This is a genomic window from Lentzea sp. NPDC036955, from assembly GCF_055608005.1.
In genome coordinates this window covers 155470-182226 of sequence record NZ_JBVJRC010000002.1, presented here as the reverse complement: position 1 = coordinate 182226, position 26757 = coordinate 155470, and the positions used below count along the sequence as shown (strand labels likewise).

At 71.4% G+C, this 26757-nt stretch carries 22 protein-coding genes; 9 read left to right on the top strand and 13 right to left on the bottom strand.

What is annotated here, in order from left to right; genetic code table 11:
- Nucleotides 1-1211: 1211 nt before the first annotated feature.
- The gene (locus tag ACZ7CF_RS05870; protein WP_470368980.1) at nt 1212-4385 is read right to left on the bottom strand and encodes an RHS repeat-associated core domain-containing protein; all 3174 of its coding nucleotides are present in this window, start codon (nt 4383-4385) and stop codon (nt 1212-1214) included.
- Nucleotides 4386-4529: 144 nt separating this feature from the next.
- On the opposite strand from ACZ7CF_RS05870, the gene ACZ7CF_RS05865 reads away from it, so the two are divergent.
- A complete protein-coding gene (locus tag ACZ7CF_RS05865; RefSeq protein ID WP_470368979.1) occupies nt 4530-6131 on the top strand; it encodes a helix-turn-helix domain-containing protein in 1602 nt (533 codons plus the stop codon).
- Between the two features lie 301 nt (nt 6132-6432).
- Here the strand turns inward: ACZ7CF_RS05865 and ACZ7CF_RS05860 are convergent, their stop codons facing one another.
- Complete coding sequence (locus tag ACZ7CF_RS05860) at nt 6433-7440, bottom strand: TDT family transporter (RefSeq protein WP_470368978.1); 1008 nt, start codon at nt 7438-7440, stop codon at nt 6433-6435.
- A 112-nt stretch (nt 7441-7552) separates the two neighbouring features.
- Here ACZ7CF_RS05860 and ACZ7CF_RS05855 point away from each other — a divergent pair, with 112 nt between their 5' ends.
- Together ACZ7CF_RS05855 and ACZ7CF_RS05850 are read left to right on the top strand one after the other, a co-directional pair.
- Nucleotides 7553-8482, top strand: coding sequence for a LysR family transcriptional regulator (locus ACZ7CF_RS05855; protein ID WP_470368977.1), 930 nt, complete (start codon nt 7553-7555; stop codon nt 8480-8482).
- On the top strand, nt 8466-8822 hold the full coding sequence (locus ACZ7CF_RS05850) for an HNH endonuclease (protein ID WP_360384469.1): 357 nt from the start codon (nt 8466-8468) through the stop codon (nt 8820-8822). Before ACZ7CF_RS05855 ends, ACZ7CF_RS05850 begins: the two co-directional genes overlap by 17 nt.
- Here the strand turns inward: ACZ7CF_RS05850 and ACZ7CF_RS05845 are convergent.
- Nucleotides 8819-9268, bottom strand: a complete 450-nt coding sequence (locus ACZ7CF_RS05845) for a hypothetical protein (protein WP_470368976.1) — start codon at nt 9266-9268, stop codon at nt 8819-8821. The two genes, ACZ7CF_RS05850 and ACZ7CF_RS05845, sit on opposite strands and share 4 nt — an antisense overlap.
- Before the next feature lie 120 nt (nt 9269-9388).
- Between ACZ7CF_RS05845 and ACZ7CF_RS05840 the strand changes: the two genes are divergently transcribed.
- On the top strand, nt 9389-12109 hold the full coding sequence (locus ACZ7CF_RS05840; RefSeq protein WP_470368975.1) for an AfsR/SARP family transcriptional regulator: 2721 nt from the start codon (nt 9389-9391) through the stop codon (nt 12107-12109).
- On the opposite strand, the gene ACZ7CF_RS05835 is transcribed toward ACZ7CF_RS05840, so the two are convergent.
- Both ACZ7CF_RS05835 and ACZ7CF_RS05830 read right to left on the bottom strand, forming a co-directional pair.
- Nucleotides 12076-12594 carry a hypothetical protein gene (locus ACZ7CF_RS05835; RefSeq protein WP_360384475.1) on the bottom strand — a complete coding sequence of 173 codons (519 nt, stop codon included), beginning with the start codon at nt 12592-12594 and terminating at the stop codon, nt 12076-12078. The two genes, ACZ7CF_RS05840 and ACZ7CF_RS05835, sit on opposite strands and share 34 nt — an antisense overlap.
- 134 nt (nt 12595-12728) lie before the next feature.
- Nucleotides 12729-13793, bottom strand: a complete 1065-nt coding sequence (locus tag ACZ7CF_RS05830; RefSeq protein WP_458432663.1) for a YbfB/YjiJ family MFS transporter — start codon at nt 13791-13793, stop codon at nt 12729-12731.
- 145 nt (nt 13794-13938) lie between these two features.
- Here ACZ7CF_RS05830 and ACZ7CF_RS05825 point away from each other — a divergent pair, with 145 nt between their 5' ends.
- The 3 genes from ACZ7CF_RS05825 to tsaA all read left to right on the top strand — a co-directional run bounded on the left by ACZ7CF_RS05825 (nt 13939) and on the right by tsaA (nt 16748).
- The gene (locus tag ACZ7CF_RS05825; RefSeq protein WP_470368974.1) at nt 13939-14892 is read left to right on the top strand and encodes a LysR family transcriptional regulator; all 954 of its coding nucleotides are present in this window, start codon (nt 13939-13941) and stop codon (nt 14890-14892) included.
- 81 nt (nt 14893-14973) lie between these two features.
- The gene (locus ACZ7CF_RS05820; RefSeq protein ID WP_470368973.1) at nt 14974-16356 is read left to right on the top strand and encodes a protein adenylyltransferase SelO; all 1383 of its coding nucleotides are present in this window, start codon (nt 14974-14976) and stop codon (nt 16354-16356) included.
- Nucleotides 16353-16748: a tRNA (N6-threonylcarbamoyladenosine(37)-N6)-methyltransferase TrmO gene (tsaA, locus tag ACZ7CF_RS05815; protein WP_458432666.1), complete on the top strand. Its 396-nt coding sequence runs from the start codon at nt 16353-16355 to the stop codon at nt 16746-16748. The genes ACZ7CF_RS05820 and tsaA overlap by 4 nt, the downstream gene beginning before the upstream one ends.
- Before the next feature lie 70 nt (nt 16749-16818).
- Here tsaA and ACZ7CF_RS05810 read toward each other — a convergent pair whose 3' ends face one another.
- The 5 genes from ACZ7CF_RS05810 to ACZ7CF_RS05790 all read right to left on the bottom strand — a co-directional run bounded on the left by ACZ7CF_RS05810 (nt 16819) and on the right by ACZ7CF_RS05790 (nt 22102).
- Nucleotides 16819-19431 (bottom strand): ABC transporter substrate-binding protein, encoded by a 2613-nt coding sequence (locus tag ACZ7CF_RS05810; RefSeq protein ID WP_470368972.1) that lies wholly within the window; start codon nt 19429-19431, stop codon nt 16819-16821.
- Between the two features lie 441 nt (nt 19432-19872).
- Nucleotides 19873-20442, bottom strand: a complete 570-nt coding sequence (locus tag ACZ7CF_RS05805) for a hypothetical protein (RefSeq protein WP_470368971.1) — start codon at nt 20440-20442, stop codon at nt 19873-19875.
- A 96-nt stretch (nt 20443-20538) separates the two neighbouring features.
- Nucleotides 20539-21093, bottom strand: a complete 555-nt coding sequence (locus tag ACZ7CF_RS05800) for a hemerythrin domain-containing protein (RefSeq protein ID WP_360384491.1) — start codon at nt 21091-21093, stop codon at nt 20539-20541.
- 18 nt (nt 21094-21111) lie between these two features.
- Entirely contained in the window at nt 21112-21777 is a 666-nt protein-coding gene (locus ACZ7CF_RS05795; protein WP_360384493.1) for a hypothetical protein, read from the bottom strand.
- Nucleotide 21778: 1 nt separating this feature from the next.
- Nucleotides 21779-22102: a plasmid stabilization protein gene (locus ACZ7CF_RS05790; protein ID WP_360384495.1), complete on the bottom strand. Its 324-nt coding sequence runs from the start codon at nt 22100-22102 to the stop codon at nt 21779-21781.
- A 70-nt stretch (nt 22103-22172) separates the two neighbouring features.
- Between ACZ7CF_RS05790 and ACZ7CF_RS05785 the strand changes: the two genes are divergently transcribed.
- Both ACZ7CF_RS05785 and ACZ7CF_RS05780 read left to right on the top strand, forming a co-directional pair.
- Nucleotides 22173-23360, top strand: a complete 1188-nt coding sequence (locus ACZ7CF_RS05785; RefSeq protein WP_470368970.1) for a cytochrome P450 — start codon at nt 22173-22175, stop codon at nt 23358-23360.
- Nucleotides 23357-24181, top strand: a complete 825-nt coding sequence (locus tag ACZ7CF_RS05780; RefSeq protein ID WP_458432670.1) for an SDR family oxidoreductase — start codon at nt 23357-23359, stop codon at nt 24179-24181. The genes ACZ7CF_RS05785 and ACZ7CF_RS05780 overlap by 4 nt, the downstream gene beginning before the upstream one ends.
- 18 nt (nt 24182-24199) lie before the next feature.
- Here the strand turns inward: ACZ7CF_RS05780 and ACZ7CF_RS05775 are convergent, their stop codons facing one another.
- The 3 genes from ACZ7CF_RS05775 to rfaE2 all read right to left on the bottom strand — a co-directional run bounded on the left by ACZ7CF_RS05775 (nt 24200) and on the right by rfaE2 (nt 26641).
- The gene (locus ACZ7CF_RS05775; protein WP_470368969.1) at nt 24200-24634 is read right to left on the bottom strand and encodes a phosphatase PAP2 family protein; all 435 of its coding nucleotides are present in this window, start codon (nt 24632-24634) and stop codon (nt 24200-24202) included.
- Between the two features lie 61 nt (nt 24635-24695).
- Entirely contained in the window at nt 24696-25364 is a 669-nt protein-coding gene (locus ACZ7CF_RS05770) for an SDR family oxidoreductase (RefSeq protein ID WP_458432672.1), read from the bottom strand.
- Complete coding sequence (rfaE2, locus tag ACZ7CF_RS05765) at nt 25364-26641, bottom strand: D-glycero-beta-D-manno-heptose 1-phosphate adenylyltransferase (RefSeq protein WP_470368968.1); 1278 nt, start codon at nt 26639-26641, stop codon at nt 25364-25366. The genes ACZ7CF_RS05770 and rfaE2 overlap by 1 nt, the downstream gene beginning before the upstream one ends.
- Between the last annotated feature and the right edge of the window lie 116 nt (nt 26642-26757).

The following is a 26757-nucleotide window of genomic DNA, read 5'->3' as shown; positions in this document are numbered from 1 at the left end:
ACCTGTTTTGGCAGGTCAGGGCGCTGTCGCGAAAGTGCTGCGCGTCGTCGGCGCGCGGAAACGCTCTCACGCTGCCACCACACTGAGTTGGTTGCAGTTACAGGCGAATGACAACGTTGTCAGATCACCCCAATTGCCGCCAACCGGCCGATGGTCGCCAGTGAGAGCGCGACGATCAAGATCGTGAACGCGGTAACAGCGGGCCACCTGACAACACGGGATTCGTCACGTGTTCCGGTCCACCGCAGCCGACACGCGACTTGGGCTGGGCACGACCACGCTTGCACATGCCCGGTGGTTCCGGAACGTCCACCGGCGGGTTCGACGGCGTCGTTGTCGCCGAGGAGCAGACCACCTTCGTGCCGGCCGGCACGAGCGCACGGGAACTTTCGGCGTAAAAGACCACCCAGGGCAAGGGCGACAGCGAGTACGCGAAGAGGCTCACCGGTCCGAACGGCGAGGCCCCAGGAGAGATCATCTGCGTTCAGGTCGTTCTGGCCGCGTGGCCGAAGGCTCCCGAACGGGAGGTAGCACGACGCCAGGAGAAGCGCCGGCTCAACGTGCGGGCCTACAACGTTGATTCGCTCGACACCCCTCGATGCGGCCATCGTCCTGGCGAACCGGGAATCCTCCTCGGCGCTTCTGCTGAAGGAGATGGGTTCCGGGCCAGGATCACGTGACCTACCTGCTCGGCAACCGCGATTTCGGCCATGAACAGGCATACCGGCTCGGCACGCTTGCCCGTCGCAGTTTGCCCGCTCTGCGGCGGCGTCTCGCGGTGTGTCCCGACACCTTCGTGCCGAAGTGGGGCTCGGAACCCGCAGCCGTCCGTGCGCAGGCAGCTTCTCCTCGGGGGCTGGGACGGACAAGCTGGTCAACCCCGGACTCGTTCCCGTGCGGTGGCCGCGGACAAGGCCCACTCCTCCAAAGCCGACCGAGCCTGCCTGCGGCGGCGGCGCATCACCGCGGTCGCATCGAAGACACATGTGATGGCGGTTCTTGCAGGTCTGCCGGAAGTCATGCCGCACAACCGGACCACCGCCCACGCAAAGCGCTCGACTGGGACACCCCAGCCGAGCGCCCGACCACGCTCCTGGCCGAAACCAGGTGACCACCTTTCTCGCGATGACCCCTGATATTTGTGCGGGTGCCGCGGCTACTTCCTCAGCACCTGTCGATACGGCGTGTTGAGGGACGGCCTCGTTGTGGGGTCAATCGCCGAGCCCGTTCGATATCCAGTTCGTGATGACGCCGGTCAAGCACGCTCCGGCAGCAGCGGCGGTCACAGCTCCAGGGCCGGCGGGCCACGCGTAGATGGCAGCACCCACGGCGCCGGCGAGACACGCCCTTGAGGTATCGGCGTACAGGCCAGTGGGGTCGACGCGGTTGACGGGGTTGCCGCCGACGTAGGCGTACCGGCTGGCGATGTCGGGCTCGAGGATCAGGCTGATGGGGTCGAGAGCAGTCCAGTTGCCGGTGGCCGAGTCGTGCCAGCGGACGCCGTGTTTGAGCCAACCGGTGTTCTCGTCAAGCAGACCTTGGGTGTGACGAATGGGGTTGGACGAGGCTGCGGTTCCGGTGGCGCTGAGCTGTTTTCCGGCGGGGTCGTAGGTGTAGGTGGCGGACACGGCTCCGGCGTTGGTGATCAGGTTGACCGGGCTGCCCTGGTTGTCGAGCGCGTAGTAGTGGACTCCGGCAGGGGTGTGCAAGGCGATGGGGGAACCGGTGGGGTCGGTGTCGATGTAGCTGGTTTGACCGTCTTTGGTGATCGACTGCAGCATCGGGACACCGTTGGTGTCGTTGCGTCCGTAGACGTAGCTCGTTGTGCTCCCCCCGGTGGTGGAGGAGACGAGCTCGTTCTGGTCGCCACCGCCCCATGTGTAGGTGCTCGAAGACGATCCTTGAGTACGGGCGGTGGTTTGGCCTGCCGCGTTGTAGGTGAAGTTGCCCCGGGTCGGGTCGGCGGTGCGGTTCCCGGCGGCGTCATGGCTGTAGCCGGTGTTCGAGATCTGGTTGCCCGTGTTGTAGGTCAGGGTCTGCGCGGTGGTGCCGTCGACCTTCGCAGTGAGCCTGTTGCCGGCCTTGTCGTAGGTGTAGGCGTAGTCGTGACCGCCGAGGTTCGAGACCGCGGTGAGCCGGTTGGAGGTGTCATAGCTGTAGAGAGACAGCGCGGAGTTCAAGTTGTCGGTCGACCACTTGATCAGACCTGTGTCGGTGCCGGCCGATGCCGACGGGCACGCTTGCCCGGCGACGTGGGGCGAGTAGCAGAACCCCGTGTCGAACGTCTTGGTCGCGTCGTTGGACGCGCGTGAGGTCCAGGTCCGTGAGATCCGACCGGCCTTGTCGAAGACGGTTTTCGTGTGGGCTGCGAAGGTGGTTCGGGAGGCGTTGGCGTTGAACCAGGTGTCGGTGCGCTTGCCGTTGTCGTCATAGGCGAAAGCGGTCTTCTGCCCGTTCGGCAGGGTCATCTCGGTGACTTGGTTGGCCGCGTCGTACACGTAGCCGGTGGTACCGCGGGCGTCGGTCTTCGACGTCAGGTTGCCTGCCTTGTCGTAGCCGTAGGACAGTGTGCCGCCGCCGGAGGTCGCGGTGCGCGAGGTGACCCGGTTCTGAGCGTCGTAGGTGAACGTCGTCGTGCCCGAGGCGTCGGTCCGGGTGAGCACGTTCCCGGCATCGTCGTAGGTGAAGGCCACGTCGGGCGTGGTGTCGGAGTACTGGATGGTCTTGACCCGGTCGGCGCGGTCGTAGGCGTAGATCGTGCGCAGTCCGCGACCGTCGCGGACTGCGTGCAGCCGTCCGAACCCGTCGTAGGAGATCACCGTCGGTGCCAGGCTCGAGCCGGCCGGCGGGGTGATGTCGGTGACCTGGTGATCGGTGTTGGCGGTGTAGTCGGTGAGGTTGTCGCGCGGGTCGGTGGAGGTGTTGAGGGTGCCGTCGGCGTTGTAGTCGACCTTCGAAGTCGCGCTCGCGGTGGCGTTGGTCGAACTGAGCGGGTTGCCGGCGCCGTCGTAGGTGAGCAGCTTGTTGTTGCCCTGTTCATCGGTACCGCCGGACGGCAGGTACCTCGCCGCTCCGGTGTTGGCGTAGGTGGCGGTGGACTTCGCCCCGGTCGGCGACGTGATGCTGGTCAGCGACTCACCGGCGTTCACGGCCGGGTCGTGCCCGAAGACGGTGACGCCTCCGGTGCCGCTGGTCGAGGTCGCGACGTCGTGGAACGGGGTGTAGGTCTTGGCCCGTCCCCGGCCGAGCGGGTCGGTCACGGACGTCACGAGTTCCTGGGCGTTGAGGAAGTAGTCGGTCTGCGGGCCGTTGGCGGGAGTGGCCTCGGTGTTGTTCGGGCTCGCGACCAGCGTCTCCCCGGCGGAGTAGTAGGTGAATCGGGTTGCCGCGCCGCCGGCCGGGTTCTCCTGGGTCACTTTCTTGACCCGGTGCGAGGTGTCGTACTGGATGGCCGTCTGCTTGCCGGCGCCGTTGGTGATCGTGGTCAGATCGCCGGTGGTCGCGTCGTAGCCGAAGCGGGTGTCCCGCGAGGTCGGGTCGGTGATCTTGGTCAGCTTGCCTGAGGTGTAGGTGTAGACGACGCTGCGGGGAGTGCCTTCGTCGCCGGTCTGGGCGATGGTGGTGAGGTTGCCCGACCAGGTGAGGTTCGCCGTCCGGGCACCGGTACCGCCGCGGGTCGACACGATCTGGGTCAGCTTGCCGGAGGTGTAGGTGAACGTGGAGGTCTGGGTGTTGCGGTCCCTGATCGACACCAGCCGTCCGGTCGAGTCGAACGCCGACACCGAGTTGCTGTCGTGGTCGGTGATCGTCCAGCCCGAGGCGGTCTTCACCATCGCGACCTTGAAACCGGCAGGTGCCGTGTACGCCGTCGCACCGGAGGGCTGGAACAGGCCCTCGCGGCCTTCGGGCGCGAGGTAGAGCACGGAGTTGTCGGAGTTCAGGACCACCTTGGTGTCCTGGCCGACCCTCATCGCCCATCCTGCGCCGGCCGATCCGGACGGCAGCGCGGCGCCCGTGCCCAGACGCAGGCTGTTGTAGGTCAGACCCAGCTGAAGATCGCCCTGGATGCCGGGCAGCGCCAGATCGGAGGTCGTGACCAGCAGATTGCCGGTACCGACGTCGACCGACGCGGACACCTTGTCGGAGATCGAGAATGGAATCCGGGTCGCCGATGGGCGAGGACCGGTCATGCCTGCAGTCAGTACTGCGGCGGCCTCTGCCGGAGTCGGCGCAACCGCGACGACACTGCCGGAAAGCAGCATCAGCGCAACCACTGCGGCGTTCACCGAACGACGGCACAGCATACTTCGGTTTAACAAATCATCCCCTTGGGCTGTGAATGGACTTCCTGTGTTTTCGCGCGATGTTCGTGACCGCACGGCCACGCCACACGATGCCGACGCACCTGCACTCGGACAACACGCCACCATCCCGACATGGCGCGACATGCCCTGACCAGGCCCTACCTCCGAGCATGGGATGACTGCCATACTGGCCCGTGACACCTGAGCTTGGGGAGGGCGGTAGGTGTGCCGGAAGGGAACGAAGAACTCGCGTGTCACCTTGCGAAGCTCAAGCAGCGGAGCGGACTGAGCTATTCCGAGTTGGGCAGAAAAGCACACGTCAGCAGTTCCACCCTGCACAGGTATTGCTCTGGAAAAACAGTCCCGCCCGACTACCAGACCGTAGTCGGAATTGCCACGGCCTGTTCAGCCGATGACGTGGAACTGGTCGAACTGCTCGCGCAGTGGAGGGCGGCGACAGGCCGACCGGTGATGCCGCACACCGCGGATCGAGCACCGGAACCTCGTGCACTTCCTCGGTCTCTGCCGCGCACGCGCGCCCTGTCCCGGGTGTGCGTCGTGCTCATGCTCGCGCTCGTCCTGGTGTCGCTGGCAGCCAGCGGCACGGACGTCGGACCCGTTGCCGCGCAGCGGCAGATCACCGGTCCGTCCTGGCAGCGCGAGCAGCCGCTGGCTCCGTCGCTGTTCGGCGTGACGGCATCCTCGGCGAGCGGGGTGATGCCGTCGTTCCGGGTCGGCAGTCTGCGGTTCTGGGACAGCGGTACGCGGTGGGCGAGGCTGCAGCCGCGGCGCGACACCTATGACTGGACCGTCCTCGACCGCCTCGTCGTCGGCGCGCGGAAGGCAGATCTGCCGGCCACGCTGGTGTTCGGCGGCACACCGGAGTGGGCCGCGCCCGCCGGGCCGAAGGCACCGTACGGAGACGGTTCGCGTAGCGCGCCGCCCGACGACCTGACCGTGTGGGAACAGTTCGTCAGCGCAGTGGCAACCCGTTACCACGGCCGGATCGACGCCTACGAGGTCTGGGTCCACGCCAACGACCAGCGCTACTTCTCCGGTACGACGGCCACTCTGGTCGAGATGACCAAGCTTGCCGGGCGCGCCATCAAGGCCGCCGACCCGCAAGCGGTCGTGGTGTGCCCCTCGATCGATCGGCTGTGGACGGACGAGGGCCGCTCCGTACTGCGCGAATTCACCGAGCTGCGCGGCTACGACCACTGCGACGTCGCAGGACTCAAACTGCATCAGCAACGCGCGGCTGACCCGCCGGAAACCATGATCGACCTCCTGCAACAGATCGACGGTGCCCTGCACGACGCGGGCGTGCACCCACGCCTGTGGAACACCGGTGTCACCTATGAATACGTGCGCGACGAACGGCTGGACGAGCAGCGTGCGATCGACTACGCCGCACGCTTCTACCTGGTCGCGATCCACGGCTCCCGCTTCAACCTCGAACGAACCTACTTCTACAACTGGGGCGGTGGCGGCCTGCCCATCACGCTGCAGACCGTCGGCAGCCCACCCACGAGCGCCGCACTCGCGGTGGAGGAGCTGCAACGGTGGCTGACCCGCACCAGGACCCGGGGATGCGGTCAAGGGCTCGCCGTCGGTCTGCCTGCCACCGTGTGGCAATGCGAGTTCACCGCGGACGACGGTCAGCTGCTCACGATCCGCTGGACCCACGAGCACACCGCGACGACAGCCCTCCCACCAGGCGCCACAGAGGTGCGCACCCTCGACGGCACCAGCCAGCCAGTGCGCGCAGGCGACAGCCTCACGATCACCGGAACACCGGTGCTCATCGTGCAGCTGCCAAGGGACTAGCAAGGCGAGTCCGCCCGGACAAGATCGTTGAGGGATCGGATGTCCCGAGAGGGCGGGGAGGAAGGCTCAAACGGTACGCCCGCGCGATCTGCCCAGCGGTATGACGTCCGTCAGCAAGTCTCGAATGGTTGCCACTGCACGGCAGCGCTACGTCCTCACCGAGCTGTTTCCCGCACTTCATGCATCACGACGACCAACTTCGATCTGTCGCCGCTGACTTGCTCCACGCGACGCGCAGGTGGTCGCGCACGCCGCGCGGACCGCCTCCGCCGCACCGCGGCTCGACGTGGTCCAGCCACGCCTAACGCACGCGGGGACTCACGAAACTGGTGATCGTGCGCACCGCCACGGTCGCCCACGACAGCACCAGGGCCGCGTAGAGCACGACGGCCACGACGACGAACATCGGCGAGTGGACCTTCGCGGCCAGCGCGCTCGTGCCGGTCACCAGCGTGCCGAGGGGGAAGACGAAGCTCCACCACGTCAACGCGAACGACATCCCGGCCCGTGCCGCGCGCACGGTCGCCGCGGTCGCGATGGCCACCCACAGCAGGGCGAAGCCCCACGTGGTCGCGCCGTACAGCACGGCGAACGCGGTCTGGCCGGGCAGCACCGCGACGCCGGCGAGCAGGTTCGCGGCGGTGATCGACTGGCCGAGCGGGCCGAGCACGATCCACAGCGTCGGCACCGCACCGCCGGGGCCGTGCTGCACCAGCCGGTGCCAGATCTGCGGCACCAGGCAGACCGTCGCGAAGAGGCTCACGCCGAACAACGCGTAGCAGAGCAGGACCATCGTCTGCTGGAACTGGCCAGGCGGCAGGTGCGCGGCGAGCAGCGCGCCGGACGCCGCGGACACCATCGGCGGCACGACCGGCATCAGCCAGCCGGCGAACGGCAGCTCACCGCTGCCGAACATCCGCAGCGGCACCACGACCGACGTCACCAGGCCCAGCACGGTGCCGAGCGTCCACAGCGTCCAGTCGATCGCGAGCGCCGCGGTCAGGCCGACGAGGTCGGCGCCCAGCAGCAGCGCGCCGGTGCCGACCGTCATCAACCCCATCGCGGGCGCGCCCCAGAAGTGCGCCATCACCGGGTCGCGCAGCTGCGCGCGCACGGTCGCCCACGTCCAGCTGCGGACTGCGGCAACCGTGAGGAACACCAGCAGTGCCGCGTCCAGCAGCCACACGAACGTCGCCGCGGTGCGCAGACCGGGGACGTGCAGCGGGAGCGAGGCAGCCGCAGTGGCGACGATGCCGGTGCCCATCACGGACGCGAACAGGTTGGGGCCGAAGGGCGCCGCTCGTCGCACCTCATGGGGCACGGTGTGTGGGTGAGGTGCGAGAGCGGTCACGACACCAAGGTGCCCTGTGCCCGTCCACCTCGGTAGGCACCGATCTCCGATGACGACATAGGCTGCCCCTATGCCTTTGCCGGGACGCGTCACCGACCTCGTCAGCTACGAGCTGCTGCTGAGCGTCGCGGAGCTCGGCAGCATCGGCCGTGCCGCGAAGGCCCACGGCATGTCCCAGCCGTCGGCGAGCGAACGCCTCCGGCTGCTGGAGGCCCGCGTCGGCGTGGCGCTGCTCGAACGCACCTCGCGCGGCGCGACGCTCACCACGGCGGGGCAGCTCGTCGCCGGTTGGGCGGCACCGGTGCTCGCGAAGGCGGCGGACCTCGACGCCGGTCTGACGAGCCTGCGCGCCGACCGGCAGAGCCACCTGAAGGTCGCCGCGAGCCTGACCGTGGCCGAGTACCTGCTGCCGGCGTGGCTGATCGCGTTGCGCACGGTCAGCCCGGACACCGCGACCGTCCTGACGGCGGGCAACTCCGCGCACGTCGCCGACCAGGTGCTCGCCGACCGCGCCGACCTGGGTTTCATCGAGAGCACCGACGTGCCCGCCGGTCTCGACAGCCGCGTCGTCGGCCACGACGAGCTGGTGCTGGTCGTCGCGCCCGGCCACCCGTGGGCCCGCCGCCGCAGGATCACCGCCGCCACGCTGGCCGCCACGCCGCTGGTGTCGCGCGAACAGGGCTCCGGCACCCGGCAGGCGCTGCGGTCGGCGCTGTGCGGGATCGACCTGGAGATCACCGCGGACCCGTTGCTGGAGATGTCCTCGACCACCGCGATCAAGGCGGCGGCCACCGGCGGCATCGGCCCTGCCGTGCTCAGCGCACACGCGGTCGCCACCGACCTGGCGACCCGCGCGCTGGTCCGCGTCGAGGTGACCGACCTCAACCTCGACCGCGCGCTGCGCGCCGTGTGGACCAGGGGCAGGGCACCCCGCGGCCCCGCCTCCGACCTGTTGACCATCGCGATGCGTACGCTTCCACCCCGTGGCGACCGGCGGTAGCAAACAGGTGCGCGCGGCGCGCAAACGCCGCAAGCGGATGGCGCGCGTCGCCCACGACCTCTCCGACGCGCAGTGGGACGCGCTGAAGTCCTCGTGGGGCGGCTGCGCCTACTGCGGTTCCGCGGCCGGCTCGTTGCAGAAGGACTGCGTGCAGGCGTTGTCACGCGGTGGCCGGTACACGCTGGGCAACGTCGTGCCCGCGTGCGGGTCGTGCAACGCCAGCAAGTGCAATGCCGAGGTCACCGGGTGGTTGCGGCGCAAGAAGCTGGACGAGAAGGCGTTCCTGTTGCGGCACCACGAGATCTCGTCGGTGCTCACGACGCGGTTCGAGCAGCCCTAGGCGGCGTTGCGGATGGCGGAGTAGCTCCTGAAGAGTGCGTCCCACGCGTCACGGCACCGCTGGTCCAACCGGGGATCGGCGGTCTGACCGCCCGCGGCGAACCACGGTTCGCACGACTGGATCTCCCCGAGCTGCTTGCGCACGTCCGCGACGGCGCTGCGGGTCGTGGGCGAGAGCCGGTCGCCCTTCTTCTCCACCTCGCCGATCACCTCGGACACGTCCGGCATGACCTTCGCGCAGTTGTCGGCGGGGTCGACGGGCTCGCCGCGCAGGCGGGTGACGCAGGAGGTGAGGAGGGTGCCGATGGCGTCGAGGCGGGCGTGCTGGTCGGCCAGCGGCGAGACGGTCTGCTCGGGGGCGGACGTCGGCGCGATCGCGGGGACCGACGTCTCGGAGCCGCAGGCGCTCAGCAGCAGCGCGAGTGCGACGAGGTGACGCTTGTGCATGGTTGACGAGCTACCACATCTTCTGGCGAATGGGTCTTGGCGGCGGGCTGCCGCCGCTATCCTGCCGCGTGCGCGGGCTGCTGTCAGCGGGAACACGCCAGAGGAGGGGCCATCACCAGGGTGAACGTGCTGGGGCCGCTGGAGGTGTGGCGGGACGGCAGCCGGATGGGCCTGGGCGGGGTGAAGCAGCGGGCGTTGCTCGCTCATCTCGCGTTGAACGCGAACAGCGCCGTGTCCCTCGACCAGATCGTCGAGGTCCTCTGGCCGAAGAGCAAGCCGCGGTCCGTGGTCGCGAACGTTCGCACGTACGTGTGGCAGTTGCGGCAGGTCCTCGGCGAATGCCTGCGCACGAACGGCACGGGCTACGTGCTGGCGTTGACGCCCGACGAGCTCGACGCGCTGCGGTTCGAGCACCTGGTCACCGAGGCGCGCACCAGCGGCGACGCACTCGACCTGCTGCGGACCGCGGAGGGGTTGTGGCGCGGCCGGCCGGTCGAGGACCTGCCGGAGAACGACGCGTGGCAGCCCGCGATCACCCGGTTGGAGGAAGCGCGACTGACGGCGACCGAGCAGCGGCTGGCGTTGCAGGTGGCACGAGGACAGGGCGACGAGGTCATCGCGGAGATGCGCGCGCTCCTCGAAGTGCATCCCTATCGCGAGAGCATCTGCTATCAGCTGATGATCGCGTTGAAGCGCACGAACCAGCGCGTCGAGGCGTTGAAGGTCTACACGGACATGCGCGCACGGCTCGCGAACGATCTGGGACTCGAACCCGGCCCTGTGCTGAAAGAGGCACATCTCGCCGTGCTGCGCGGCGAAGAAGAAGACAACGCACCGCCGATCCGGCAGCTACCGCCGTCGGTCGCCGACTTCTGCGGACGCGCCACGGAGATCGCCGAGCTAGCCGAAGCGTTGCGCGACAGCGGCAAGGTGGCGGTCGCGGGCGTGACCGGCGCTCCGGGCGTGGGCAAGTCGACGCTCGCGGTCAGGGTGGCGCACGAGGTCGCCGCGCACTTCCCGGACGGGCAGCTCTACGTCGACCTCGGCGGCACGGCCGAACGACCGCGCGACCCGGCCGACGTGCTCACCGAACTGCTGCACGCGCTCGGGATCACCGGTGCGGGGCTGCCGTCGCGGGAGGCGGGGCGGGCGGCGTTGTTCCGCTCGAAGCTCGCGGGGCGGCGGGTGCTGGTGGTGCTCGACGACGCGGCGTCGGTGCGGCAGGTGCAGCCGTTGCTGCCGGGTGCGGCGGGGTGCGGGGTGCTCTTCACGAGCAGGCGGCGGCTGTCGGAGCTGCCTGGTGCGCGGCAGGTGGAGCTGCTGCCGTTCGCACCGGCGGAGGCGGCGGAGCTGCTGACCGGGATCGCCGGACGCGATCGGGTGGAGGCCGAGCCGGACGAGGCGGCGGCGATCACGGCGGCCTGCGGGCACCTGCCGCTCGCGATCAGGGTCGCGGGCGCGCGGCTGGCCGGTCGGGGCGGGTGGCCGTTGCGGGTGCTGCGGGCGCGGCTGGTGGACGAGTCGACGCGGCTGCGCGAGCTGTCCTCCGGTGAGCTGGCGGTGCGGGCGAGCTTCGACCTGAGCGTGCGGCAGCTGCCCGCCGACGAGGCGGCCGCGTTCGTGCGGCTGGCGCTGCTGGGGCCGCACGACTTCCCCGGCTGGGTCGTGGACGCGCTGCTGGACCGGCCGGGCAGCGAGCACCTGCTCGACGGGCTGGTTGACGCGCACCTGCTGGAGGCGTGCGGGACCGACCGCCTCGGGCAGCCCCGCTACCGGTTGCACGACCTGCTGCGGTGCCACGCCCTGGAGCTGGCCGACGCGCTCCCGGACCGGGCGGAGACGCTCGACCGCACGCTGCGCACGTGGTTGTGGCTCGCCGTCACGGCGGCACGGCGGCTGCCGGTCACGTTCGGCACGACCATCGCCCCGGTCGCCGCGGTGCGGGCGCCCGAGCACCTGCTGGCCGAACCGGTCGGGTGGTTCGAGGCGGAACGGCGCACGCTGTGCGGCGCGGTCGAGCTGGCCGCGGCGGCCGGGCTCGACGACGTGGCGTGGCAGCTGGCGGCGGCGTGCGTGCCGTACTTCGACCTGCACAGCCATTACGACGACTGGGCGCGCACCCACCGGCGGGCGCTGGCGGTCACGAGGTCCGCCGAGGGCAGGGCGGCGTTGCTGCGGGGCATCGCGCAGGTGCACATCTACCGCGACGAGTTCGACGACGCCGAACGCGGCATGCTCGCGGCGCGGGACCTCTACCGCGTGGCCGGCGACCCGCGCGGCCAGGGCATCTCGATCGCGGGCGTGGGCACGGTCTGGCGGCTGCGCGGCGAGCACGAGCGGGCGATGGCCTGCTACACCGAGGCGCTGGAGCTGCTGGAGACGGCCGGTGACCTGCACTCCGTCGCCCACCTGCGGGCGTCGGTCGGCGGGGTGCACGGTTCGCTGGGCGACCAGGAGTCGGCGCGCGTGTGGCTGATGAGCGGCCGCAGGCTCGCGGCGGACCTCGGTGACGCGCACCGGGAGGCGTTGGTGCTGGTCCGGCTCTCCGCCCTGCACCGCTCCCTGGGCGAGCACGACGCCGAGCTCGTCTCCGCGCGCAGGGCCGTGTCGATCCTGCAGGACCTCACCGACGAGCGGTGCACGGCGTTCGCGCAGGTGGAGCTGGCCGAGGCGCTGCTGTCGAACGGCTGCCCGGAGGCCGCGCACGACCTGGTGCAGCAGGCGCTGGAGACCTACCGCCGCACCGGCAACCGGGAGGGCGAACCCGCCGCGCTGCGCACGCTGGCACGCGCGGCGGGTGCACTCGGTCAGTTGCTGTTGCCGGGCTTCCAGCCGAGGTAGTTGCTGAAGTAGCCGACCGAGCCGGCGTGGCCGATCTTGCCGCCGACGCTGGTCGACCAGAAGCCGCCGTTGCCGTCGGCGATGCCCACGTGGCCGTACTGGCTGATGTTCCAGAAGACGAACGCGCCCTTGGGCGGCGTGCCCGTGGTGCGGCGGGTGCCGTCGGAGGACCGCCAGTGGTCGATCGCCGAGGCGTGGTGCGTGGCGCGGTCCCACGCGAGCCGCACGGCGCGTTCGCAGTAGCCCTCGTAGGCGGTGCTGCCGCGGCGGCTGGACATCCAGTTGACGGCACCGGCCGCCGTCTGCTGGATCGTGAAGTCGCCCTCGGCCGCCGGCACGGACGCGGTGTCCTCGAGCCACGGCGCCGCGACCTCGACCGCGCTGGTGCCGGTGTACTGCTCGGTGGCGTTGGCGGGGGCGGCGGTGCTGATCAGAGCCGCGCCCAGTACGCCGACGACCGCGGCCGTCACTGTGGTGAAACGCATCGGAGAATCCCCTCTTCGCATGACCTGCTGTGTCGCGGTCAGGAGCCTTGCCGCATCCCATCCACGGCCGATACACCGCGGATACACCCGGGGTGCCGGTACCGGAGGGTCAGGCGTGGACGCAGGACTGCTCATCAGCCGGTGCTTCCTGTTGCTGTGACTGACTTTTCACTGCTCCTCCTCCTGGACGGGCGCGGCGGATCTGGGCGTGGAAGCGCGATCACCCCGGCGGCGGTGAGCACGACGGCCGCGCCGAGCAGCAGGGCCGGCTGGTAGCCGCGGCTGAGCAGCGGGGACGCCAGCAGCGGGCCCGCGACCTGGCCCGCGGAGTAGCCAGCGGTCAGCAGGGCGGCGGAGTTCGGGTGCAGGCCGGCGCCGAGGTTCAGCGCGGTGAGGGCGATGCCGAGGAACGTGGCGCCGAACAGGACGAAGGCCAGGACCACGACGACCGGGTCCGTGCTCAGCGCGGGCAGTGCGATGCCGGCGGCCTGCACCACGAGGGCGCCGGTCAACGCGCGCCGCTGGTCGAGGCGGGCGAGCAGGAACGGTGACGCGGCGGCGGCCAGGCCGGTCAGGACCCACGCGCCGCTGCCCAGCGGACCGGCGGCGGCGACCAGGAACGTCCCGGCGATGATGTAGCCGACGCCTTCGAGCGCGTACCCCGCGAACAGCCGGGCGAACGGGCCGCCGCGCGCGGTCGCGGCACGAGGGCGCGGGACCGGGCGCAACTGCCAGGCCAGGGCGGTGAACAGCGCGGACATGCCCGCGACCAGCCACCACGAGACCTGCCAGCGGCTGTCGGCGAGGACGACCACCCCGGACAGCGCGATGCCGGCGCCGACACCGCTCATCCCCCAGCCGGGCCGGGTGCTGACGGCGAGCACGAAGACCAGCGCGCTGGCCGCTCCCGCGATGAACCGCAGCGCGGACCACGCCACGACGCCGTGGGTCAGCGGCATGCCCGCCAGCGACAGCGTGAGCACCACCAGCGCCGCCCGGTGCACCGCCCGCGTGTGCAGCCGCGCGGCCGTCGCGGCCACCGCCCCCGCGAAGTAGCCGAGGTAGTTGGCCGTGGCCAGACCGGCGCCTGCCGACGCGGTGAGCCCGGCCTGGGCGGTCATCAGCGGCAGGATCGGCGTGTAGGCGAACCGGCCGAGGCCCATGCCCGCCGCGAGGGCAACGGCGGCGCGGGCACTCACCGTCGGACCACCCGACGCCACAAAGGGTCCACTTCGGACTGCACGACGAGTTCGACTTCCATGCTCCCATCGTGCGTTCGCACACCCGTGATCTCCACGACCGTCCATCTCTCTGGTGGAAGGCGCAGCCTCCTACGATGAGACCGTGGAGCTGCGTCAACTCAGGTACTTCGTGACCGTCGCCGAGGAGCTGCACTTCGGCCGGGCGGCCGCGCGGCTGCTGATCGCGGGGCCGTCGTTGTCGCAACAGGTCAAGGCGCTGGAACGGTCGCTGGGCGTGGCGCTGTTCGACCGGGACCGCCGCACGGTGGCGCTGACGGCGGCCGGGGCGGCGTTGCTGCCCGAGGTGCGGGCGCTGCTCGACCGGGCCGACGAGCTGCGCAAGCAGGCGCAGCAGCTGTCCGGGTCGTCGCCGGTGCGGATCGGCTACGTGAACTGGGTGCCGCCGGACCTGTCGCTGCGCACCGCCGGGGTTGCACCGCTCTACGTCGACGCCTGGGTGGTGCCGTCGCACGCGCAGGCCGCGCGGGTCGCCGACGGCAGCCTCGACCTCGCGGTGTGCTGGGTGCGGGCGGCCGACCTCGACCGGCTCGGGCTCACCGCCGACCTGCTCGGCGCCGACCGGCTCTACGCGGTCTCCCCCGGCACCGACACGAGCCCGGTGCGCGCGCGGGACCTGGCGGTGCTGGTCGACGACGACGTGACCTCGTGGCGGTCGTGGAACGAGTACGCCGAGGAGCTCGCGGAGTTCTCCGGCGCGAGGGTCGTGCGGATCGACAACGGCGCGATCACCGGGCCCGCGTTCTTCGACCACGTGCGGCGCTGCGTCACACCGGTGCTGAACTCGCCCAAGGGCCAGACCACGCCGCTGCCGCCGGACCTGGTGGCGCGCCCGGTCGTCGAGCCGGAGGTGCTGTGGACGTGGTCGCTGGTGCGGCGGGCCGACGAGGTGCGGCCGACCGTGCTGGCCGCGGCCGAGGCGATCACACGGGGCGCGGGCGACCTGGGGCTGCACCGGCCCGGCGTGTGGCTGCCCGCCGACGACCCGTGGCGCGCGGCTCGACCGGTTCCGAGCGGGTCGCCGCCGGAACACGCGTAACGGTCACCCTGGTGAGGATCGCGCTGGAGGTGGAACGGGCATGGGCGCTGTCCTGCCGGGCACCCCCGTACCGTGAAGGACGTGAGCACCACTCTCGGCACCCAGTTCGCCACCGCCGTCCCGGAGATGGCCGTCGCCTGGGAGGCGGCGGAGGTCGGGGACCCGACCCTGCTGGCCCTCAACGAGCCGCTGGCCGGCGAGCTCGGCCTCGACCCCGCCTGGCTGCGCACCGGCGACGGCCTGCGGTTCCTCACCGGCAACGCGGCGGAGGGCGTCGCCCAGGCCTACGCGGGCCACCAGTTCGGCGGCTACTCCCCCAGGCTGGGTGACGGCCGTGCGCTGCTGCTCGGCGAGATCGAGGTCGACGGGCAGCTGCGGGACCTGCACCTCAAGGGCTCTGGCCGGACGCCGTTCGCCCGCGGTGGTGACGGGCTGGCGGCGGTCGGGCCGATGCTGCGCGAGTTCGTCGTCAGCGAGGCGATGCACGCGCTGGGCGTGCCGACCACCCGGTCGCTCGCGGTCGTGGGCACGGGCGCCACCGTGCACCGCGAGACGCCGTTGCCGGGTGCGGTGCTGGCACGGGTGGCGGCGAGCCACCTGCGGGTCGGGAGCTTCCAGTACGCGCGCAACACCGGTGACCTGGACCTGCTGCGGCGGCTGGCGGACCACGCGATCGCACGCCACTACCCCGGCCGTTCCTACCTGGAGTTCTTCCGCGAGGTCGTCGGCAGGCAGGCGAGGCTCATCGCCCAGTGGATGCACCTCGGGTTCATCCACGGCGTGATGAACACCGACAACATGACGATCTCGGGCGAGACGATCGACTACGGGCCGTGCGCGTTCATGGAGGCGTACGACCCGGCGACGGTGTACAGCTCGATCGACCACCGCGGCCGGTACGCGTACGGCAACCAGCCGGGCATCGGGCAGTGGAACCTCGCACGGCTCGCGGAGGCGTTGCTGCCGCTCTTCGACGAGGACGAGGACGCGGCGGTCAAGAAGGCCGTCGGTGTGCTGGAGGAGTTCGAGGGCCGGTACCTGACGGCGTGGCAGGAGGGCATGCGGGCCAAGCTGGGCGGTGCCGGCGACGACCAGCTGATCGGGGACCTGCTCAAGCTGCTGCACGAGAACCACGTGGACCACACGTCGTTCTTCCACCACCTGACCAGGGGCAACCCGCGCGACCTCGTCCTGGACCTGGCCGGCGTCGACGCGTGGCTCGCGCGGTGGCGTGCGGAGGGCCCGGACACGGCGGCGATGGCGGCGGTCAACCCGGTCTACGTGCCGCGCAACCACCTGGTCGAGGAGGCGCTCGCGGCGGCGACCGGGGGTGACCTGGGGCCGTTCGAGCGGCTGCTGGACGCGGTGCGCCGGCCCTACGACGAGCGCGAGGGGCTGGAGCGGTACGCGGAACCGGCCCCGCGCGACTTCAGCGAGAGCTACCAGACATTCTGTGGCACATGAACCTGTTCCCGATCGGGCACGTCGAGTCACCGCTCACCGACCGCGCTTCCGCACCCCGCCAGGGTGACGAGGGCGCACCGGAGGCGTGGGTCGTCGTCGTGCCCCAGTACGCGCGGGCGATGGCGGAACTGCAGGCAGGCCAGGAGGTCCTGCTGCTGACCTGGCTGGACCGGGCAGACCGCGCGGTGCTCGCCGTGCACCCGCGCGGTGACGAGGACCGGCCGGAGACCGGCGTGTTCAGCACCCGGTCGCCGGACCGGCCGAACCCGATCGGCCTGCACCGGGTGCTGGTCACCGGCGTCGAGGGCCAGAAGTTCCGGGTGAGCGGCCTGGAGGCACTCGACGGCACACCGGTGGTCGACGTGAAGCCGGTCCTGGCCGACGAACGCTGACCACCTCCTCCCCTCCTTGCTGCCCGGGCATCTGCAAGAGTTGGTAGTACTTGCAGATGCCGGCAGGGGGTCAGGGGTCGCGGGGGCAGCCCTCGTCCGGTTCCAGGCCTGCGGCCAGCCCGCCGCGGAACGGCAGTTCGCCGCACAGCAGCAGCGGTGTCGAGGTCGTGTCGGTGTTGGCGCGCAGCACGAGCACGGCCTTGTCCACCGGCAGACGGGTCGCGGCGCCGAACCCGATCTTGCCGGTGGCGCCCTGGATCGCGTTGTCCGGCCGGATGCTGCCGATGCCCGCGAGCAGCCCCTCCCGCACCCGCGCGCCCGGATCCGTGCGGCGCACCTGCCGGATGCCCTCCGCCAGCACCTGCATGGCGTCGTAGGAGGCGGCGGACCGGCCGTCGCCGAGCTGCTGGCACGTCTGGCGGAACACGTCGAGGTAGTTCTTGTAGAACGGCACCATCGCGCAGTCCGACCACGCCGCGGGGCTCGCGAACGACAGGTAGTCCAGCCGCACGTTGGGGAACTGCGCCATCGTGCCCTCGAGGATGAACCGGGTCGACGAGTCGCTCGCGAGCACCGGCGGTGTGCTGCCCTGGCACCTGCTGTTCATGCCGCGCAGGAACTCCGCGAGGAACTGGGCCCGGCCCGCGTAGAACACCGCGTAGCCCGGTTTCCCGGCGGACGGGCAGGCGCCCTGGCCGAGGCTCGCTGGTGCGAGGCCTTCGTCGTCGTTGGCGACCCGGTAGGACTTGTACTGGTCGACCGCGATGCCGAGCAGCGCGAACGCGGTCTTCGCGTCGTCGGCGAGGTTCTGGCTGTAGCGGTCGGTGGGATCGCCGGAGTAGAAGATCGCCACGTTCGACACGCCCAGCCGCCACTTGGCGTAGAACGCCGCCACGGCCGCCTCGCGCAGGTTGTTGGGTCCGATCTGGTAGTAGTACTCGTTGATCGTCGCCATGTCGTCGGCCGAGGTCAGCGAACCGATCACCGGCAACGCGCTGCTGCCCAGCCGCTTCACCACCGACTTGGCCGTGTCGGTGCTGATCGACAACCCGGTCACCGCGACCACGCTGCGGTCGCGCGCCGCCAGCTCGATGATCTTGTCCGCCGCGAGGTCGCCCGACGCCAGACCGCGGCCACCCGGTCCCTCGCCGCCGTTGGCCAGCAGCATCCGGATGGGCACGTCACTGGTCTTCTGCGCCACCCACACGCCGCGCAGCTCCTCGACGAGGGCCGTGTAGCTGTTGGCGGTGCTCGGGGTCAGCACGCTCAGGAACACGATCGTGATGGCGTCCGGCCGGGTGGCGGCCTTGTCGTTCTCGGCCATGATCCGGCCGTAGACGTCCTGCAGCGAGGGCCGCACCTCCTCCGGCACGGACGGCGGCATGAAGTGGCGCAACGGGTCAGCGGACACGCCGATGCACTCCTCGCCGACCCGCTCCAGCGGCGCGCGCACCGACGGGGACCACCACGGCTCGCACCGGGCGTGGTTGACGAACGGCACGGCGGCCACGAGAGCGGCGAGCACCACCATCGCCAGCGGTGCGGCCACGGCACGGCGGAGCCGCATGGGCCCCATGTCCGACAACGCGCCGCTGACGCCCGGTGCCGGTTCGGAGGCGTCGGTCTGCAGCTCCAGCAGCCAGTTGTCCGACCGGGCCAGCTGCACGAGCCACCTGCGGTAGCCCGCCGACGCGTCGGCCGCGTGCCTTGCCGGTGCCTGCGCGGACTCGCCCGCCGCGATCACCAGCAGCGGATCGGGCCGGCTCAGCGAGTTCGCCCGCCAGGACTGTCCCTTGTGGACCGTGACGGTGTTGCGGGCGCGGCCGATCGAGTCGAGCAGCCACCGGCCGGTGCTGTCGCCACCGGCGGGACCGGCGTTCTCCACCAGCAGCCACGGGTAGCCGGTGCGCCGCCGTCCCGTCCCCCACAGCGACCACCGCCGGTGCGAGCGCCGCAGGTCCTCCAGGAACGCGCGCACCAGCAGGTCGCCGACCTCGTCCGCGTGCCGCTCTGCGAGGTGCTCCTTCACGAACGCGCGGGCCAGCCGGTAGAGCCCGCCCCGCGACCGGCCGCCGACCGGCTGCTCCCCCACCCACGTCGCCGGGCGCCACAGCAGCGCCGTCAGCGCCAGCCCGAGCCGCGGCGCCAGGGTGATGACGAGCCGGATCCACCACGGGAAGTCCTGGGCCAGGTCCTGCGACCCGTCGGGCCCGATGTTCATCCGCATCCGGCCGCGGACGTGGGCGCGGAACGCGCGGGCGATGTGCCGTTCCTCGTCCTCGGCGTCGCCGTCCTCGGGCAGGGTCAGCGCCAGCAGCCACCCGACGAGCGCGTAGTGCGGGAACCGCAGCCGCGCCGCGCCGGGCACCTTGCCGGCGAGCTGGCCGATCGCGTCGTCGAGGACCGCCCGCCGCGACTCGGGCGTGACCGGGTCGGCGCCGTCGACCCGTGCGCACGCGATCCGCTTGCCGCGCGCGGTCTCCGGCCTGCTCGCGAGCGGTTCGAGCGGACCGGCCGCGCCGGGAGGCCTGCGCAGGAACACGATCGGCAGCGGCACGTCCCGCGCGGGCCAGCGCGGGCGCCGCGAGAGCCGGTCCAGCAACGCGACGAGCTCGACCGCACCCAGGAAGTGCAGTCCGTCGGCCTGGTCCTCCCCGACGAACCAGTCCTTGGCCGTCACCATCGGCGCCCTCCCGTTCCGCTGGTCCCAAACGGGACCGGCACCCAGCGGATTGTCGGGTCAAGGGAGGTGCTCATTAGCCGGAACGACGGAATTCGTGCCGACCACGAATCCACGCGATGAGCTCAGGGGTGTGAAAACACGGGAGTTGTGGGTATACGGCGGTCATGATCGAGCCCTCTGCGCGCCAGCCTGCCGCGAGCCAGCCCGTTCCGCCGCAGCCGGAGCCGCCGCAGCCCGGCCCCGACCAGCCGCGTCCGGCGGGCCCGGACCCCGACCCCATCCCGCCGACGCCGGAGCCGCTGCCGCAGTCCACTGTGGCCGGTCGTGAGGCGGCGGGTCGGGTGCTCTGCCGCGGGGTTGTGGTCCCGCTGCGCCGGCCGAGTCGCCGCCGTGCGGTCGCGGGCGCCGGGGCGCACCCTTCGCGCAGGTCGGCCTAGCCGTTCACCTGCTCCGCACCGGTGAGCTCGGCAGCACGGGCACCGGTCCCGTGTACACCGGGAACACGACCGTGCCCTGCCTGCGCACGCTGAAGGTCATGCCCGGATAGCGGTCCTGCAGCTGTGCCGCGAGGTCCGCCGGTGGTTCCTCGGCCGTGCCCACCTCGACACCGGACCCGTCCGTCTTCGGGCCGGCGACGTTCACGTCCGCGCCCCGGCTCTTCCAGTGCTCGCGGTCGTCCATCACCCGCGTGACCGCGGCCTGCATCTCCGACTTGGTGTACCGGGCGTCCTGGAACAGGATGCGCGCATGCGGTGCGAGTCCCGCGATCTCGGCGTCGAGCGCCGGATCAGGCTTGCGGTGGACCACCAGCGTGTCGCCGCGGACCTCCAGACCCGCGTAGGTGGCGGCGTACCTCGATTCCAGCACCGGTTGGACGACGTCCGCGGCGGCCGACACCACCGGGTCGTTCACCGCGGTGGTGGGCTGCGCCGAGCGGAGCTCACCCGAGCTGTTCTGGCCGCACGAGGCCACGGCCAAGGTCAACGCAACGAGCAGCAGTGCCTTCTTCACATTCCGACCCCCGTCTGGTTCCGCCGATGAAGACGGAAGCGGACGGGGGCCGGGTTGTCGTCCGGTCGGGTGAACTTCCCGGCCGGACGACGGCGATCAGGAGGCGGCCTTCTGCAGCTCCTTCTTCAGCTGCTCCTTGCTCATGCTGGAGGCGTTGGGAACACCCATGTTCTTCGCCTGCAGCAGCAGCTCCTCGCGGGTGGCCTGGCCGGGCATCTCACCGAGGTGGTCGGCGCGGCTGCGCGCGAACTTCTCCCCCAGCTCGTAGCGGCGCTCGGCGCTGAGGCGCTTGCGCATGCCGGGCAGCACGGTCTTCTCCTCCTCCTCCACGTGGTGGGTGATGGAGTCGATGACCTTCTGCAGCATCTGCTCGTACTGCGGGGAGTCCATCTCGGCGTCGAGCAGCTTCGCGAGGAGCTGCTCCGCCTCGGCGTGCTCCTCCTGGCTGTGCTCGACCTCGTCGGACTCGCCGGCTTCCTGCTGGGCCACGGGGTACACCTCGGCTTCCTCGGCCCGGCTGTGCGCGACGAGCAGTCCACACAGGACGGGCGTGAGCAGCGGTCGCTTCTCCGGGTGGTTCTTCAGCTCGTCGAACAGGCGCTCGACCTCGCGGTGGTCCTGCATGATCAGGTCGACGACGTCGTACTGCACGGTGGTTCTCCTCGTTGGTCAGTTCCTGGGAAAGCGGGTGTTGATCGGTGCGACGCCGCGACGGCCGATGCGGCCGAGCGCCACCCCGAAGGCGGTGATCACGACGGTGGCCACGCAGAGGCCGATGACGATCGACCAGGTGAGGCCGGCGTGCAGCAGTCCGGCCGCTGCGCCCGCGATGGCGCCGGCGACGAGGCCGTTCACGAGGTTCACCAGACCGGCCACGCTCAGCGCGGTGCCGATGAGCCGCGGCCGCCGGGCGTTGCGCCAGGCGGTCTGGCCGGAGTCGACCTCGACGCCGACCGTGTCGTCGTGCACCTGCCGGACGAACACGTCCCTGGTGCAGGGTTCGATGTCGCCGTACATGTGCCGGATGCGGTTGATCCCCAGGCCGGCCTGGACGTCCTCGACGCCGAGCTCGACCGTGCGGAAGAGCGTGGCGAGGCCGATCAGGAACAGGCCCGTGAAGATCACCAGCATCAGCGTCAGCAGCACCGGCAGCGGCACGACCTGGGCCACGAACCCCAGCGCGATCATCGACGCGGAGATCGTGGTGAGCAGGTGGCCCGCCCGGCTGGACGCGTCGGCGATCGTCGCGCTGCGCACCATCTGCAGCGTGTAGTGCTCGGTGGTGAGGATCGTGAGCGTGGAGCCCTTGTCCTCGACAGTGGTGGTGGGTGGCACGTCAGCGTCCGAGGGCGTGGGCGAGCTCCTTCTTCGTCATGGACGAGCGGCCCTTGATCCCGCGCTGCCTGGCCTCGTTGTAGAGCTGGTCGCGCGTGGGGCCCTGGGCGCCGCTGTGGGACCGCTGCCCGCCGCGCTGCTGCGGCGACTTGTCCTTCGTGGACGATCGGCTGGCGGTCTTGGACTCACCGGCCTGGGCGCGGTTCTTGTTCACCGTGCGCGCGGCGATCTCCTTCGCCCGCGCGGGTGACTCACCACGGCTGCGGGCCGAGTCCTCGATGTGCTCGTACTGGCGTTCACGTTTGGCGTTCGATCCGCGTGGCATGATGACCTCCCGCTGGCCGAATACCCCCGGTCGTGCCGGTTCACACGCACACGAGCGGGTAGTCCGGTGCATGGCCATCTCTTCACGACTCGACACCGCGCGTGTCTTCGCGACGGTGTTGCTGCCCACGCTGGCGAAAGGCGTCATCGTCCGCAGGCCGGGCGTGATGGCGCTCGCCGACAAGGTCCAGTCCGACTCCACCGCCATCGACACGATGCGGCACCTGCGGGACCGGTACGGGCCCGAACCGGTCCGCCTGCGCGTCACCGGCCGCAGCGTCGCCGTGCTGGTCGACCCGGCCGACGTGGGACGGTTGCTGCGCGAGTCGCCGGAGCCGTTCGCGTTGGCCACCAGGGAGAAGAAAGCGGCGCTGCGGCACTTCCAGCCGCACGGCGTGCTCATCTCGGACGAACCGGAGCGCGACCGGCTGCGCGAGCTCAACGAACGCGCGCTGCGGCCGGAGAACGTGCCGGTCGAGGACGTCGTGCGCGACGAGGTGGACCTGCTGGTGCGGCACGTGATGAGCAACGGCGAGCTGACCTGGCAGGGGTTCAGCCAGGTGTGGTGGCGCATCGTGCGCAGGATCGTGCTCGGCAACGGCGCACGTGACGACGACCAGCTCACCGACGACCTGAAGGCGTTGCGGCAGAACGCGAACTGGGCGTTCCTGCACCCGCGGCAGGAGGGTCTGCGCGAACGCTTCCAGCACCGGCTCGACGAGCACCTCGCACGGCGCGAGCCCGGCAGCCTCGCCGCGTTCCCCGGCGACCTGTCCGGCCAGGTGCCGCACTGGCTCTTCGCGTTCGACGCGGCCGGGATCGTCACGATGCGGGCGCTGGCGGTGGGCGGCACCGGTGTGCGCGGTGTGCTGGAGTCGGCGCGGCTGTGGCCGACGACACCGATCATCCTGCGGGAGAGCACGATCGCGACCCGCTGGCACGGCACGTGGCTGCCGGAGAACACCGAGTTCGTGGTGTTCACGCCGTTCTTCCACCGCGACCCGGACCGGTTGCCGTTCGCCGACCGGTACGCGCCGGAGCTGTGGGACGGGCCGCGCGACCCGGCGATCGTGCCGTTCAGCGGCGGTCCCGGCGAGTGCCCCGGCCGCGACCTGGTGCTGGTCACGGCCGGAGCGGTGCTCGACGCGCTCAGCGAGCACCTGGCGTTCTCCGGTGTGCTGGGTGAGCCGCTGCCCAGGACGTTGAACCACTTCACCCTCCGCATGCCCGCGACCGCGGCGGGTACTCGCGTCCCATGACCACCGCACCCCTGCCCCAGGACCGCGCCGGCGCGCCGCTGCGCGCTGTCGTGACCGGCGCCGACTCCGGCATCGGCAAGGCCGTCGCGGTCGCGCTGGCCGGCGGCGGCGTCGACGTGGGCATCACGTTCCACGACGACGCCGACGGCGCCGAACGCACCGCCGAGGAGGTCCGCGCGGCGGGCGGCCGGTGTGCCGTGCGCCGCCTCGACCTCACCGACCTGCCCGGTGCCGCCTCCGTCGTCGACGAGCTGGCCGAGGAGCTGGGCGGGCTCGACGTGCTGGTGAACTGCGCGGGCACCGGCAGCAGCGAGAAGGCGCTGGAGATGTCGTACGAGAAGTGGCGGGAGGTGCTCTCGGTCGACCTCGACGGCGCGTTCCTGTGCTGCCAGCGGGCCGCGCGGCACATGATCGCCGGTGGTCGCGGCGGCCGGATCGTGAACATCACGTCCGTCCACGAGCACCTCCCCCGCGTCGGTGCCGCACCGTACTGCGCCGCCAAGGCCGGACTCGGTGCGCTGACCCAGGTCCTCGCGCTGGAGCTGTCCGAACACGACATCACCGTGAACTCCGTTGCCCCCGGCGAGATCTCGACGCCGATGACCGGCCAGGAGGACGTGGACCCGCGCACGGAGCCGCGGCCAGGCGTCCCGCTCGGACGGCCCGGTCACGCCGCCGAGGTCGCCGCGGTCGTGGCGTTCCTGACGACCCCCGCCGCCGGGTACGTGACGGGCGCGTCGTTCGTCGTGGACGGCGGGATGTCGCTGATGGGACCGCAGGCGAGCCCGCTCCTCGGCGACGAGGGGTGGAGGCGGCCCTGACCCGCGTGCGCGCCGGGATCAGCGCCTGGTCCCGGCGCGCACGGCCAAGCCGATCACCGCACCGAGCGCCAGGCCGCCGATGACGTCGGTCGGCCAGTGCACGCGGGTGCGCAGCCGGCTGTAGGCGACGAGCAGGACCAGCGGCGTGACGAACGCGCCGGCCACCGGGTCCTCCACCGCGGTGACGGTGCCGAAGGCGGCGGCCGTCACCGCGTGCTTGGAGGGGAACGACGACGAGTCCGGGTGCTCCGGCAACGCCTTGCGCGCGGGCAGCACCGAGTGCGGTCTGCGCCGGTGCACCACCAGGCTCACCAGGTGGCCCAGCGGCATGGCGGCCACGGCCGCGAGCAGCGCGTGCCGGGCGGTCCGCTTCCTGCCCGTCGCGGCGATGACACCCGCCACCGGCAACCACAGCAGGCCACCGCGCGCGCTCAGGCCGGCCGCGACGATCACCGGGTGCGGTCGTCCGGCCGGCAGGAACCGCTGTCGAGCCGGGAGTCTTCGTCGAGCTCGTTCACGGCCAGGACGGCTCCTGCGCGTGGGCGATCACGAGCTCGCGGACCTCGCACCCCTCGGGTTGGTTGAGCGCGAACAGGATCGCGGCCGCCACCCGGTCCGGCGGGTTGAGCTGGTCGAGGTCCTTCGGCCGGTACTGCTCGGTGCGGTCGTCGAAGAACTTCGTCCGCATGCCGCCGGGCACGACCAGCGTGACACCGGTGCGGCCCGCGGTCTCGGCCGCCAGTGCGCGGGTGAAGCCGACGACACCGAACTTCGAGGCGCAGTACGCCGTGGCGTCGCTGACGGCCTTGAGCCCGAGCGTGGACGCGACGGTGACCACCCGGCCGCCCTCCAGGTACGGCAGTGCCGCCCGGACGACGGCCGCGGTGCCGAACAGGTTGACCCGCACGACGTTCTCCCACTCGTCGGCGGGCACCTCCGCGAGCGTGCCGCACCGGTCGATGCCCGCCGCGGTCACCACCGCGTCGAGTCCGCCGTTGCGCTCGGCGAGCGTGCGCACCGCCTGCTCGGCGGCCCGTCCGTCCGCGAGGTCGACCAGCTCGAAGTCGTGCACGCCCTCCGGGGCCGACTTGTCCAGCACCAGCGGGGTTCCGCCCGCTTCGCGCACCGCGTCCGCGACGGCCGCGCCCAACCCGGACGCGCCACCGGTCACCAGCACCTTCATCAAGCCCTCCTCGACAGGATCTCGGTCGTCGAATGCCCGCGGTGGTACGGCACCACGACGGTGCGCCCGCCCCACCGCCGGACCACCGCGGTCTCCGGCAGCAGCTCGGCGGTGTAGTCGCCGCCCTTCACCCAGATGTCCGGCCGCAGCCGGCCCAGGACGTGCTCGGGGGTGTCCTCGCCGAACACGACCACGTCGTCCACGGACTCCAGCGCCTTGAGCACCTCGATCCGCTCGGCCTGCCCGTTGACCGGCCGGTGCTCGCCCTTGAGCCGGCGCACCGACTGGTCGGAGTTCAGGCACACGACGAGGCAGTCGCCCAGCGCCCGTGCCGCCGCGAGCATCCGCACGTGCCCGGGGTGCAGCACGTCGAAGCAACCGCCGGTGGCGACCACGACCCCGCCGCGCCTGCGCACCTCGTCCACGGTGGAGCCGGGCTCCGCCCGCATGCCGGAGACACCGCCCTGCTGCAGGAACTCCGCCGCGCGCGCGACCGCGTCGGCCACGGCGTCGTCCGGTGCCGCGCCCCGGGCCAGCCTGGTGGTGACGGCGACGGCGAACCGGTCGCCGGCACCGCACGGGTCCACGGCCGGGATGACGGGCGCCGGCACCGCGACGGGCGTCCCTCCACAGTGGAGCAACGCACCGGACTTGCCCATCGTCACCACCACGGCACGCGCCTGCCAGGTCTCCCTCAGCGTGCGGGCCGCTTCCTCCGGGTCGGCGGTGCCGCTGAACGCGGTGGCCTCGGACAGGTTGGGCGTGACGAGCCGCGCGCCGGGCACCGGTCGCGGTCCGCGCGGGTGCGGGTCCCACACGACCGGGACGCGCGTGAGCACCGACCGCAGCCGTTCGTCGGCCAGCAGCCCACGCCCGTAGTCCGACGCCAGCACGAAGTCCGCGGTCAGCACCGCGTCGAGCATCTCGTCGGTGACCTGCGGTGCCGGGCCGCCCCCGCCGCGGTCCACCCGTGCCAGCGACGTGCCGCCGCTGCGCAGCCGGGTCTTCACCGGCACCGGTCCCGACTGCCCCACGACGGCGGGCACCTCGAACAACCCGCGCAGCCGCTGTCCGGCCTCGTCATCGGACAGGGCGGTCACCAGCGTGACGTCAAGACCGTCCCGCGCCGCCATGGTGGCGGCCAGCGCGGCACCGCCGGCACGGGCGTGCTCGTCGGCGACGTCCAGGACGGGGGCGGGCGCGTCCGGGCACACGCGGGTGACGGTGCCGCAGATGTCGATGTCGAGCAGCGCGTCACCGACGACGACGAGCTTCATGCCGGCCTCCGCTCTGCTGCGTGCGGTGGGCGGGCGGGCGCCGCACGCCAGGCTGTCGGCACTGCCACGTCGCACCGCGCACGCGCCGTACCGCGCGATCCGGCCAGCTCGGGCCG